At 46.2% G+C, this 12,104-nt stretch carries 13 protein-coding genes; 4 read left to right on the plus strand and 9 right to left on the minus strand.

Going from position 1 to position 12,104, the window contains the following annotated elements; translation table 11 throughout:
* Window positions 1-33: 33 nt before the first annotated feature.
* Entirely contained in the window at window positions 34-375 is a 342-nt protein-coding gene (locus tag BSQ33_RS01130) for a DUF3802 family protein (protein WP_021020279.1), read from the minus strand.
* A gap of 297 nt (window positions 376-672) precedes the next feature.
* On the opposite strand from BSQ33_RS01130, the gene BSQ33_RS01135 reads away from it, so the two are divergent.
* From BSQ33_RS01135 to BSQ33_RS01145, 3 genes are all read left to right on the plus strand, one after another.
* A complete protein-coding gene (locus tag BSQ33_RS01135; protein WP_021020278.1) occupies window positions 673-1,542 on the plus strand; it encodes a fructosamine kinase family protein in 870 nt (289 codons plus the stop codon).
* Window positions 1,543-1,634: 92 nt separating this feature from the next.
* A complete protein-coding gene (locus BSQ33_RS01140) occupies window positions 1,635-2,357 on the plus strand; it encodes a riboflavin synthase subunit alpha (protein WP_088132993.1) in 723 nt (240 codons plus the stop codon).
* Between the two features lie 419 nt (window positions 2,358-2,776).
* Window positions 2,777-4,147, plus strand: a complete 1,371-nt coding sequence (locus tag BSQ33_RS01145) for an MATE family efflux transporter (RefSeq protein WP_027694184.1) — start codon at window positions 2,777-2,779, stop codon at window positions 4,145-4,147.
* A 154-nt stretch (window positions 4,148-4,301) separates the two neighbouring features.
* On the opposite strand, the gene BSQ33_RS01150 is transcribed toward BSQ33_RS01145, so the two are convergent.
* From BSQ33_RS01150 to BSQ33_RS01180, 7 genes are all read right to left on the minus strand, one after another.
* Complete coding sequence (locus BSQ33_RS01150; protein ID WP_232471937.1) at window positions 4,302-5,159, minus strand: DNA ligase; 858 nt, start codon at window positions 5,157-5,159, stop codon at window positions 4,302-4,304.
* A 159-nt stretch (window positions 5,160-5,318) separates the two neighbouring features.
* Entirely contained in the window at window positions 5,319-6,494 is a 1,176-nt protein-coding gene (locus tag BSQ33_RS01155; RefSeq protein ID WP_198298128.1) for a tetratricopeptide repeat protein, read from the minus strand.
* Window positions 6,495-6,496: 2 nt separating this feature from the next.
* The gene (locus tag BSQ33_RS01160) at window positions 6,497-7,123 is read right to left on the minus strand and encodes an energy transducer TonB (RefSeq protein WP_021020273.1); all 627 of its coding nucleotides are present in this window, start codon (window positions 7,121-7,123) and stop codon (window positions 6,497-6,499) included.
* Window positions 7,123-7,527: an ExbD/TolR family protein gene (locus tag BSQ33_RS01165; RefSeq protein ID WP_021020272.1), complete on the minus strand. Its 405-nt coding sequence runs from the start codon at window positions 7,525-7,527 to the stop codon at window positions 7,123-7,125. Before BSQ33_RS01165 ends, BSQ33_RS01160 begins: the two co-directional genes overlap by 1 nt.
* Window positions 7,524-8,063 (minus strand): MotA/TolQ/ExbB proton channel family protein, encoded by a 540-nt coding sequence (locus tag BSQ33_RS01170; RefSeq protein WP_021020271.1) that lies wholly within the window; start codon window positions 8,061-8,063, stop codon window positions 7,524-7,526. Before BSQ33_RS01170 ends, BSQ33_RS01165 begins: the two co-directional genes overlap by 4 nt.
* Window positions 8,063-9,424 (minus strand): MotA/TolQ/ExbB proton channel family protein, encoded by a 1,362-nt coding sequence (locus BSQ33_RS01175; protein ID WP_088132999.1) that lies wholly within the window; start codon window positions 9,422-9,424, stop codon window positions 8,063-8,065. The genes BSQ33_RS01170 and BSQ33_RS01175 overlap by 1 nt, the downstream gene beginning before the upstream one ends.
* Before the next feature lies 1 nt (window position 9,425).
* The gene (locus tag BSQ33_RS01180) at window positions 9,426-10,193 is read right to left on the minus strand and encodes a DUF3450 domain-containing protein (RefSeq protein ID WP_088133001.1); all 768 of its coding nucleotides are present in this window, start codon (window positions 10,191-10,193) and stop codon (window positions 9,426-9,428) included.
* 217 nt (window positions 10,194-10,410) lie between these two features.
* Here BSQ33_RS01180 and BSQ33_RS01185 point away from each other — a divergent pair, with 217 nt between their 5' ends.
* Complete coding sequence (locus tag BSQ33_RS01185) at window positions 10,411-11,139, plus strand: glycerophosphodiester phosphodiesterase family protein (RefSeq protein ID WP_021020268.1); 729 nt, start codon at window positions 10,411-10,413, stop codon at window positions 11,137-11,139.
* 139 nt (window positions 11,140-11,278) lie between these two features.
* Here BSQ33_RS01185 and BSQ33_RS01190 read toward each other — a convergent pair whose 3' ends face one another.
* Window positions 11,279-12,022, minus strand: coding sequence for a hypothetical protein (locus BSQ33_RS01190; protein ID WP_021020267.1), 744 nt, complete (start codon window positions 12,020-12,022; stop codon window positions 11,279-11,281).
* Between the last annotated feature and the right edge of the window lie 82 nt (window positions 12,023-12,104).

Genomic DNA, 12,104 nt, shown 5'->3' on the forward strand with positions numbered 1-12,104 from the left:
AACGCTAACATGATAGCGAATTATTCTTCATACTCAGTCATATTTTGCAACAGCCGTGTCAAACAGGTTCTTCATCAATGAGATAAACTCATCCAGAAAACTGATCTGCTCATTGGTTGCCTTTTTCTTCCAGCATCCAGCCAACACTTCTTCCAAATCTTCAGCAACCAGATCCGCTTCTTTCAGAAGTTGAAAACGGACACTTGAGTGAAGATCAGGATTCTGTTCGAAAATATCCATAATATTACTTGCGACTAAATCCGTCACAACGTCTTCAACACTCTCCTGACCGATATCACCTTCGTGCATGAACACGTCGAGATTTAATGAGAGATGCTCGATCAATGCCAAATAGCCTTCGGTTTCTACAACCACTTTTGTACTCCACGATGATTCATATCTAAGCCAGCAATTACTTCTATTCTAATTATAGAACGCAATTTTTACAGTAGTGCTGTTCAGAAAATTATTGTTTTTGAACGTTTAGCACAGTCTATAGATAATCTGTAGCCAATTTCAAGAACAGAATGTTGAAATCGGAACAGCAGAACATGCATTAAATCACACTATTCAGAGGATGAACCCTACCCAAGTCACTATTAATTATAAAGAATAGGAAAAATAACTAACTCTCTCCTAGACTTACGAAGGCGTCGTTGCGAGGTAATCGTTATGTGGCAAGGTATCATAGAACAACTATCACTTACATTAGGCAAAGAGTTTCAACTTCACGAGAGACAAAAAATTCATGGCGGTGATATCAATGCCTGCTATGTCATCAATGACGGACAAGATAAGTATTTTGTTAAAGTCACGGAGAAAGAAGGACTCTCACAATTAATTTGCGAACAAGATAACCTCAAGGCTCTTGGGCGTAGTCATTGTGTGAATATTCCCAAAGTACGATTGGTCGGCAGTTCTAAAACACATGCTTTTCTGGTGCTGGATTATATTCATTTAAAACCGTTGGAAAGCGGTGAGCGCAGCTACCTTTTCGGTGAACAGCTAGCGCGTCTCCATCAATGGCAAGAACAAAAAGAGTATGGTTTTGATCAAGATAACTATATTGGTGTCACCATCCAGCCCAATTCATGGAGCAAAAAGTGGCACCGTTTTTTTGCCGAACAGCGCATCGGCTGGCAGTTACAACTGCTGTATGAAAAAGGCATCGTATTTGTTGATATTGATAAGTTCGTCGAAATAGTTGCTCAGCGACTTGGAGCCCATCAACCCAAACCTTCATTACTCCATGGTGATTTATGGCATGGAAATGTGGCGGACAACGGACTGGCCCCTTTCTGTTTTGATCCTGCCAGCTATTGGGGGGATCGAGAATGCGATATTGCCATGACAGAACTATTCGGTGGATTCGAGCCTGAATTCTATCAGGGTTATGAAAGTATTTTTCCGTTAGAACTGGCATATCAGGAACGCAAGCATATTTATAATCTCTATCACATCCTCAATCACTGTAACTGCTTCGGCGGTCATTATCTCGATGATGCCCAACAGTCGATTCGCTATATTTTAGAAGAATCATAGCGAGACAACCGTCAACAGCCCCTAGGAATTAAGCGACAACTGGTTCAGAATACCGACGACATTGTCACATGGGTATAACAGGAGAAACAACGATGTTCACAGGTATCATTCAGTCTGTCGGTCTTATCTCATCAATCAGTGACCACAAGGGTATAAGAACATTTAATATTGAGTTTGAACCTGGTTTTTGTACCAACCTGGAAGTTGGGGCGAGTGTTGCTGTGGATGGTGTTTGCTTAACAGTGACGGAGATAGTTACAAGTACCACAGTGAAGTTTGACGTCATGCTCAAAAGCTTAGAAATTACGACACTGAGTGAATACGGGCAGAACCAAAGAGTCAATGTCGAACGCGCTGCAAAAGATGGTGCTGAGATTGGTGGACATCCTCTCTCGGGACACATTGATTTCAAAACATCAGTGCTTGACGTGCAACAAATCGACGACAACTATCGTGTCCGTATTTCAGCACCGCGTGAATGGGGTAAGTACATTTTCCCCAAAGGGTATATTGCCTTAAATGGTGCAAGCCTGACTGTTTCGGATGTGAATAAAAATGAAGGTTGGTTTGATGTTTGGTTGATCCCGGAAACCCGAAGAATGACCACTTTTGAAGACAAACAGAGCGGTGCAAATATTAATGTGGAAATCGAGCGTGGTACGCAAGTGATTGTCGACACAGTTCGTGATGCCATTGATGAGAAAATGGGGGCGCTCATGCCATTGTTCGAGCAGTTCTTATCCTCAAACAACACCGATGTTGACTCTATCGGTCAAGCCGCTCAAAAAGCACTCTCCAAGTCGGACCACTCATAACTATCTGTATCATAAGCGAGGGGCGCAGCTCTTCGCTTCAGTCATACAGGGCATCAAGCGCAACCATATGAATATCAAAGATCTTTTTTTCGTTCTTCCCGAAGCTCTTTTACTGAACTTTGAACGATTCCTGTAAACATTCTTGCTGCCTCCTGAGTATGACAGTGATAGAATATATTCAGACGACATTCATATGACGCAAATATAATAGTTTCATTGAATATCGTCAGGCAGGGATATGCAAGATGAGATAACTTCGGTTTATCCATGTTATCTCCAGCAGGGCTCAGGCTATCGGGCTGCAGTAATATACCCAAATGACACGTCAGGGATTGAATACGATCTCTGTCTGAACATGGGGTATATATGAATAGCAGTGAATTTAACTCGTTTTATTTTTTGTCTCATTGGGTAATTTTGTGCATCTCTATAAAGCAGAAACAAAAAAATTATTTAACCTTGCCGTTCCCGTTTTAATCGCCTCAGTGGCGCAGACAGGAATGGGGTTTGTTGACACTGTGATGGCCGGTGGCGCCAGCGCTGTCGATATGGCTGCTGTTGCTGTCGCTGGTAGTATCTGGATGCCAACCATTCTTTTCGGTATGGGGATTCTGATGGCCTTGGTGCCTGTCATTGCCCAGTTGAATGGTGCTGGTAAACAAAGCAGTATTCCTTACGAAATTCAGCAAGGCATCTATGCGGCGCTTTTGCTGACAATTCCGGTCATTCTGATCCTCTTCCAGACCAACCAAATTATGACTTGGATGGATATCGATCTCCCTCTGGCAGAAAAAACCCGCCATTACATGTATGCCATGATGTTTGGTGCGCCAGCCTTCTTGCTCTTTCAGGCACTGAGAAACCTGACTGACGGGATGTCGATGACCAAACCGGCCATGGTGATTGGTTTTCTCGGCTTACTGATCAACATTCCATTGAACTGGATCTTCGTCTACGGTAAGTTCGGTGCACCGGCATTGGGCGGTGTTGGCTGCGGAATCGCAACAGCAATCGTCTATTGGACGATGTTCTCGATGTTATGTTTCTATATTGTCACGGCCAAACGGCTCGCCCCGTTCTCTCCTTTCAAGTCACTTTCTCGTATCAATAAGAAAGAGCAGATGCGGATTTTCTCTCTGGGGCTGCCTGTTTCTGCTGCTATTTTCTTTGAAGTGTCACTTTTCGCCGTGGTTGCCCTTCTGGTTGCTAAATTAGGAGCGACCGTTGTCGCGGCACACCAAATCGCAGTCAACTTTTCATCGATGGTATTTATGCTCCCGATGAGTATCGGTGCCGCAGTCAGTATCCGTGTGGGTCATAAGCTAGGTGAAGATGACTTTGATGGCTCGATCATCGCCTCAAAAGTCGGCATCGCCTTAGGTCTTAGTACAGCAGTGATCACCGCGACATTAACGGTTCTGTTCCGTGAACAACTGGCTTGGATGTATACAGATAATCTTGAAGTCATTGCATTGGCCGCTCACCTGCTGTTTATTGCCGCGATTTATCAATGCACCGATTCAATTCAAGTTGTCTCTGCCGGTGCCTTGCGCGGCTATAAAGATATGAAGTCCCTTTTCTACATTACTTTTATTGCTTATTGGCTATTCGGACTACCTTTCGGTTGTATTCTGGCCTTTACCAACTGGATTGTAGAACCAATGGGTGTAGCCGGATTCTGGGTCGGATTCATCATCGGCCTCTCTTCAGCAGCATTGATGCTGGGCGCTCGACTCGGATGGATCTTCAAACAGCATACGGTTCCTAAACTGAATGTGGCTTCGTCATAATTGAATCATCTCATCACCGGATGATTTCCAACCACGGGGGATGCAGCAATGTATCCCCCGTGGTTTTTGAGTCTAACGGACCTGAACTTCTGCTTTCCATTTTGACACTCAACCATATCTGCACTTAGCCATAAACCGCATCGCGATACATGATTCAGGGCAAGCGCTCCCGAAGAAACCGGGCAAATCGAGGCTTTCCTTTCGCGGTCATCCGGTCATAACGATAAGTAATCCAGCTCCCGATAGTCGGAGGTGATGCTCTCTGCTGATCGGTTAAACCACTCCCAACATAAAACTCGACGCCCTGACGACTCCTGACCAACAGCGCCCCGACTTGATTTTGATACTTCCCTTTGCCGTTTTTGTAACCAATCACCTGCGCTTCATCGTCGCGATAAGGTTTTATCTTAAGCAAGGTGTCACTCCGGCCCGAATGATAAACAGCATTCCAGTCCCGCAACATAATCCCTTCACCATTCGCTTGGGTAATCCGCTGCATCAATTTGTCCAGCGCCTTTTGAGATGTCAGAGCAACTTGCTCAATCAAATGAATGTGGGATACGTCGGACTGATGGCGTAACCATGAAGCAATTTTATGATAGCGCTGATGATAAGGGCCAACACCGAAGGGAATATCGAACAGCATAAATGACATCTGTTGCCAGCTGTTCGGATCAGGTTGCTGATCCAAAATAGTCTGCTGAACCAAGTGAAACTGCCCTCTTCCGGCCCAGAGTTCTCCCTCTACCGGAAACGGTGGCAACTGGCGTAAGAACCACTGCGGTGCATGAATTGGTGTACCATTTCGAGTCCGTAACTGCTTGCCATCCCAGACTCCGCGAATACCATCCAGTTTCTCACTGGCTCGGTAATGATTGAATTTAAGTTCATAACGGCCGGGAATGTAAGTGTTGGCCAGCATGACTTGCTCGGGAGATGATTCATCATGCCGTCCGGCATCTGCTGCCTGTGACAGCATCAAGAGCGAGAGAAGCGTCATTTTTATTTTCACGGTGGCAATATCCTGTTATCGGTTGAACTGTCGATAACATGACGGTGTACGTGAAAGGCGTCATCACATAACTGGTTTTAATTCGAGAGAGAATTCAGTTTCTCATTCATCAGGAACATGATGGTTCATCAATCGTGTGCGATGACTCGCAACGTACCGCTAAGATTCTCTGTTTTGTCGATATGCATGCAACTGAGTCAGATACTTAATCCAGCTTTTCGCTTCTCGGGACGGTTGAAGACTATCAGCCTTCTTCGCTTGACTGAGCGCCTGTTCAAATTGGTTCAGCTTGTAGAGTGCTTGCGTCCGTAACAGTGCAATATCGGCCGGTTTATCATGTCCTTGTAATAAAGCTAACGCATCGAGCGCATGCTGATAACGACCTTGCTGGAGCTGTAAGCGTGCGACGTAGCGATAATATTTTTTATCGTGTTGTGCAGCGAGCTGCCAGTTTTCAATCGCTTTATCCCACTCTTTTGCCTGCTGCCAGTAGTAAGCCGTTTGGGTTATTTCTTCGAGTGCCGGTGCCGATTGCTTCGCCAACCCGGCCATGACTCGGGCAGCTCTTTCCGGAATACCGTTTTGTGCATATAGATTCGCGAGCAATTTCAGGTTTTGCTCTGAAAGTGCCACCCCTTTCAATCGCGCGAGTTCTAACGAAGCAAGCGCCGAACGGAACTGTTTCGTTTTGATTTCCATATTCACTAACTGTAGCCACAAGTTGCGTTGATCCGGTTCAAGTGTCAACAATCGTTTAATGGTTGGAATGGCTGCCCGATAGCGAGTAAGCTGGATTTGCGCACCTAGTTTCACCGAGAGTGGCGTCACCGCATCCGGCAGTCGAAATTGTTCGTATCGGGAGATTGCCGCCAGTGATTTTTTCCACTGAGATAGCTGATAATAAATTTGTCCGATTCGAAGCCAGAGTTGAGACACGTCTTTTTTCGGGGGGGCCGATTCTGCCAGTTGTCGATAATAGGTAACGGCCTCTTGATACTGATGGTCATTCGCGAGCAGATCTGCCAGCATTCGCTTAGCGGTCCATGCCAGATTATCTTTGAGCTGATTAGATGTGACCGCGTAACGAGCCTGTTCAATTGCCTGCTGGCTCTGTTCATTTTGCCAGTAGTAATTGGCTAAGATTAAAGCAACATAAGCCTGATCCTGTGGCTTCGCCGCAGTGACCGCTCGTAATGTCTGAATTGCCTGTTCCAACTGCTGCTGTTCAGCCTGTTTTTGAGCTTGAACCACTTGAGCGGCGACATGACGACTCAGTTCCACCGCAGAGACAGTACTGGCATATAACCATAACAAACCGATAAAAATATATTTCATCTTCATTTATCCATCTCAAACTTGATGATCTGAGTCATCCCTACCTGCTTCTCAGCCTTGCCGTTCACAATTCGAGGCTGAAACTTCCACTGTTTGATCGCTCGCCTGGCTGACCGATCAAAAATCCGTTTCGGCTGACTCTCTATTACTTGTACATTGACCGCCCGCCCGCTTTCATCAATATCAAACTGTAATGTTACCGAGCCTTCGATTTCTCTTCGCTTCGCCCGGGGCGGATAATCAGGTTTGATCTGATAGAGAGGAATCGCTTGCCGACTACCGCCGATCGCATTGATATCAAACGCCGGCGCCTGAATAGCAACCCCTTCCAAACCGGTAGGTAATCCCAAATCAGGGACGGACGCCATCGTCGGAACATGATCGGCGACCGACTGTTGCTGAGCAGCCGAAGTCATCTGCGGCGCTTCAGGCGGTTTCGGCTTTTCCGGCACCGTTCTCTGACGCCGTTGCACCGCATCATCCGGTTCAGTCATCACCATATTGAACTGCAAAGCACGTTGTTCTTCAGGTTTCTGGTGCGAGCCGTTATCCACCATCCAAGCCATAAAGCTAAACAGAGCGACAGAGAAAACAATGGCGACCGGCAGAGCAAATAACCAGCGCATCATTACCGCTTCTCCGCTGCCAGCGCGATTTGTTTAACACCGGCACTTTTAGCGGCATCCATCACTTGAACGACCGTCCCGTTGTAAGCATGTTTATCGGCTTGAATCACCAAGGATGCATCGGGTTTATCCAGTAACATTTGTTCCAATGTTGCCTGCACCCTTTCAACATCAACGCGTCGCTTATCAATATAAATATCATTCGCAGCCGTTATCGCCACAAAAACACCAGCCTGTTTCTGGCTCACCGCATGCGCAGCCTGCGGCCGGTTAACTTCGACACCAGACTCGCGCACAAAAGAGCTCGTCACGATAAAAAAGATCAGCATGATAAATACGATATCCAGCATCGAGGTCAAATCGACCTGCGCTTCATCCTGCTTTACTGAGCGTCTTCCCAGTCTCATAAACGACTCCTCAGTGATTTTTCGAGCTTCATTTCAAGCCACTGACATTTTTTATACAATCGGGCATAGATGAACATCCCCACAAGCGCGGCAACCATACCCGCCATGGTTGGTAGTGTTGCCAGAGAAATCCCCGAAGCCATCAGTTTCGGATTACTACTGCCTTGATTCGCCATCACATCAAAAACGGAAATCATGCCCGTCACCGTCCCGAGCAATCCCAACATCGGACAAATACTCACCAATACTTTGATAAAATTCAGGTTTTGATAGAGCGCGTCGTGGGCCTGCCCCAACCAACCTTCACGGATTGAGCGGGCATACCATGATGTCTGGTCATCACGCTCAATCCATTCTTGAATCCAGTGCTGCTTCTGTTTGGGAAACAGGAAAAACAGATAAATCAAGCGCTCAATCACCAGTAACCAGTTCAAACAGACAACGGCTGCCAGCCACCAGAGCACCGTCCCCCCTTGGGACATAAAATGGTCCAGCGGTAGCAACAGTTGCTCAAACGGCATGAAGAAACTATCCATCACGCAGCATGCTCCAAATCATCTTTTGAGACTTGATCGTTCTCTGCTTGTGCGGCAACTAAACCAATCCCCTGTTTTTCAAGGATGGTACGAATACTTTCGGCCTGAGAAGAAAGGATGTTGTGCGCCAGTAACATGGGCATTGCTGCAACCAATCCCAGAACCGTGGTGATCAGCGCCATGGATATGCCGCCAGCCATGACTTTCGGATCCCCATTCCCGAACTGAGTAATGACCTGAAATGTTTCGATCATACCAGTCACCGTCCCGAGTAACCCAAGCATCGGCGCTAACGCAGCAAGCAGTTTGAGCATGGACAACCCTTTTTCGAGATGGCTTTGCTCATCAACAACAACTTCCAGTAAACGGAGTTCCAATGCTTCAACGCTACGATGTTTCTCTTTGTCATACACACTCAGCACCCGGCCTAACGGATTGTCGCCCGGTTGCTGAGGCGCTTTAAGCTGCGCTTTGATTTTTTGCTTGATTATCGCCAGAGAAATACCGCGCAAAATCGCGATGACAAGACCAATGGCAAGCAGACCCAGAATAATATTTCCGACAACACCGCCCGCTTTTAACCGATCAAGTAAGGTTGGTACATTTGCCAACTGAGCCAGTAAAGTTCCTTTTGACGGGTCAACAACCAGTGACTGTGTCTGACCGGCCAGTAATGGCCCAATGCTGTTCAGTGTCGGACCGTCATCAGGTTGCTTGAGATAAGGGAACGCGACCTGTTTATTGTCATCCCAATTCATGTACCCTTGGCTAGCAATCAGACCAAATGAGCCAAGGCGGGCTGCCGCCTCGGAGCTTTTGATCCCCGATTCATTGACATAAGGCACCTTCACTTGTGTGACTTCACCACTCGCACGAATTTGTTCATTCATACTCTGCCACAAGCCATTGAGCTGTTTGAGTGACGGAAGTGATTTCGCGGCAACAATCTCATCGACAACCGGTGTGTAAGTCTGTCGATCAATTTGCGTGATCGAATGAGATAAATCTGATTTGAGGGTCTTGGCGTTTTGTCGTACCACACCGAATATTTCGCCCAACGAGCCAGTTTCAAGCCGGAGTTTCTCTTCCTGTTTCGCCAACGCGCTTTCATTGTGACTGAATTGAGACGTCAGTGAATCAATCTCTTTTTGCAGATCAGCTTTGGCTTTTTGTAAGCGTTTCGCTTCTGCTCGCAACGTTTGCTCAGTTTCTTGAAACGACTTCTCCCGCACCCGGTTATGTTGGCGTTCCTGCTGTTGTGCACTTTGGGCTTGATGAACCAAAGATGTCTGGCTGTTATCAGCCATAACAGACGTCGTTAAACTCAATAAGCAAAGGCTGAGGCATACTTTTAATGTCATCTTATTTCGCCTCCGTTACAGCAAGAGAAACCGGCACATCCAGCAAAGTCGGTGCGATATGTTGATTGGCTAAATCAAATGCTTGGTTGATGCGCGTTAACTGCGCGGTATCACCATTGATCCACTGATGAGATTGCATGTCCCACATCCAGTACGCCTGATGATTTAAACTTCTTGCGATCAGGCTTAAACGACCGATATAGAGAATATCAACTTCACGAGTCACATCGTCTGATGTGGTAATCTCATCCTGATAAGTCGCGATCTTATTCCCGTAATCCATTTCGATTTGATAGGCCTCTAAAATACGACGATACTTTTCCGCCTCGCTCACATCGGCTCTCCCCATCAATGCTGTCAGTTTCTCGACGCGCTCCCGGCGTTGCGTAAGCTTGATCGGTTTATCTTGTGCAATGATTTGTTTGAGTCCATCGATCATGTGGTACATCAAAGGGACAATCCCCTGCCGGGTTTCTTTGATATTGCTGATTTGCTGCGCCAGACTGTCCATCTCTTGGTTCTGACTATCGATCAATGTCTTCAGGTGATGACGATACACCTCTAAGTTATTGACCTCTTCTCTCAGTCTTTCAATTGATGCTTTGAGTTCAATGGATGCCGAGGCACTTTTATCAATCACCTTCTGGCTACGGACGGAGGCTTGATTGGTCTTTTTCTGAATGGATTGAGCCTGGTCGACTGGTGCTGCAAGTATTGGAAATGCTGTTAATGCAGCCAAAACGAATGCACTGGATCTAAAACGATTCATAAGAATAAAGTTGGTTGCGTCAAATTGTCTTCATCTTAATGAGAAAAAATCTCATTATCAATAGATAAATCAATTCTATTGTCCGATTGGCATGAAATGATACAGCCGCCACACCACGCGCGGATCGGACAACTTTCTCCAGATATTCAGACGCGGTGCTGTCGTTTACAGCCACTTCAGTCTATTATTTGGGGCACATTTTTGTCAGGAGTATACAATGCAACCCCGAATCGTCGGACACCGCGGTGTCGCCGGAAGTTATCCGGAAAATACCATGGCCAGCATCATGGCCGCGATTGACCTCGGCCTCGAATGGATCGAAGTGGACATTCAACCCACCAAAGATCAGGCGCTGGTTGTTTGTCATGACTATAAGATTAATCGGTGCAGTAACGGTCAGGGGCGCATTGATGAATTGACACTCGATGAGCTGCAACAGTTCGATTTCGGCAGTTGGTTTGCGCCTAGCTTTGCCGGAGAGTCGATCATGACCTTGCAAGAATTGCTCAGAGTTGTCAAAGCCACTGATATCCGGGTCAATCTCGAAGTGAAACTCGATCATGATGCTGTCGGGCCAGTAATTGCTTCACTCAAAAAAGAGCTTGAAACGAGTAACATCTCCCCCGATTCAATTTTATTATCCAGTTTTCACCATGATGTCATGCGTGAAATGAGTCAGCAGCTTGCTGATTTCCGTCTCGGTGTTTTAGCGGAAAGAGCAAATATGAAAGTCATGCGACTGATTGATGAAGTATCAGCCTTCAGTTGTCACCTCAATGCACGCTGGCTGACCAAGAGACAGATTAAAAAACTGCGCGAAAAGTCAGTTGAGATTTGGTGTTATACGGTCAACAACCCACACTTTCGCCGTCTGTCTGACGTCGATGCGATTTTCAGTGACTTTCCGGAACGATTCTTAAACCATGACTTACCGACGCAATCTTAACCATCGACTTTTCTGAGAGAGGAATAACTGGTGACAGAGGAATAGCGGGAATTGCTTGATCGAGCACGTATCAGCGAGGTGGTCCAACAGAAGATCCTGCGATGAACCGGCCACCAATGTTCCGGTTCATCAATTGTGATTACTCAATCCCCAGATCTTCTGCCAGTGCCTGAATTTCTTTCAAATCCATCTGATTGACTTTAATCAGTTGATTGACTTTACCCAAACGTTCATTGGCAGCATCTTGTTGATCACAAGCATCTGAATGGGCATCCCAAGAGGTTCCTTGTAAATAAAGGTCACACTCTTTCTTTAATTCTTTCTTTTTCTGCTGGAGTGTATCCCGCTCTTGTTCCAGTGACTCTAGGGACTGTTTTACTTTGAGTTCCTTCTGGAACAATTCTCGCGACCGCTCAAACATCGTTGCTTGAAGATCGGCCTGATGATTGAGTCGGTTATTCACTTTGTTGACTTGCGTGATCTTGGATTTCTCCTTCGACAACTGCTTCGTCAGCGCTGTTTTTTCCTGTGTCAATTGGTCTATTTTTCCATTCAACACATCTAACTGTTGCTGGTAGGTACTTTTCTGCTCGGCCAGCTTCTGATCAAACGCTTTACTCAATTGCTGAATTTTTAAATGAGTTTGTTGGTCTGAATCTACCAGTGTTTTCTGGTTGGCCTGTTCAAGCTGATGATAACGAGCCTCCAGTGCCTGATAACTCTGCTGCCAACGTTGCCCCGACAACAAGGCACCGATCAGCCCGCCTGCGGCAATACCGATGGCGGCAGCGATACCAATGTAGAGATAAGTTCGTTTGTCTCTTTGTTCAATAACAACAACGTCTTCATCTCCATCATCCAAATTGTCAGATTGTTTATTCACAATAACTCCATCTGCTTAACGTATTAATTCACTTACAACAACGGCAATCAGGTAAATTGCAAAAGCGCTACAAAGAACGATG

The organism is Vibrio gazogenes, from assembly GCF_002196515.1.
Taxonomy (GTDB): domain Bacteria; phylum Pseudomonadota; class Gammaproteobacteria; order Enterobacterales; family Vibrionaceae; genus Vibrio; species Vibrio gazogenes_A.

Coding starts and splice junctions, on each gene's coding strand:
- BSQ33_RS01185 (WP_021020268.1), top strand. CDS start 10,411: ATGCAACCCCGAATCGTCGGACACCGCGGTGTCGCCGGAAGTTATCCG.
- BSQ33_RS01170 (WP_021020271.1), bottom strand. CDS start 8,063: ATGGATAGTTTCTTCATGCCGTTTGAGCAACTGTTGCTACCGCTGGAC.
- BSQ33_RS01155 (WP_198298128.1), bottom strand. CDS start 6,494: ATGAAATATATTTTTATCGGTTTGTTATGGTTATATGCCAGTACTGTC.
- BSQ33_RS01160 (WP_021020273.1), bottom strand. CDS start 7,123: ATGATGCGCTGGTTATTTGCTCTGCCGGTCGCCATTGTTTTCTCTGTC.
- BSQ33_RS01135 (WP_021020278.1), top strand. CDS start 673: ATGTGGCAAGGTATCATAGAACAACTATCACTTACATTAGGCAAAGAG.
- BSQ33_RS01180 (WP_088133001.1), bottom strand. CDS start 10,193: ATGAATCGTTTTAGATCCAGTGCATTCGTTTTGGCTGCATTAACAGCA.
- BSQ33_RS01165 (WP_021020272.1), bottom strand. CDS start 7,527: ATGAGACTGGGAAGACGCTCAGTAAAGCAGGATGAAGCGCAGGTCGAT.
- BSQ33_RS01140 (WP_088132993.1), top strand. CDS start 1,635: ATGTTCACAGGTATCATTCAGTCTGTCGGTCTTATCTCATCAATCAGT.
- BSQ33_RS01175 (WP_088132999.1), bottom strand. CDS start 9,424: ATGACATTAAAAGTATGCCTCAGCCTTTGCTTATTGAGTTTAACGACG.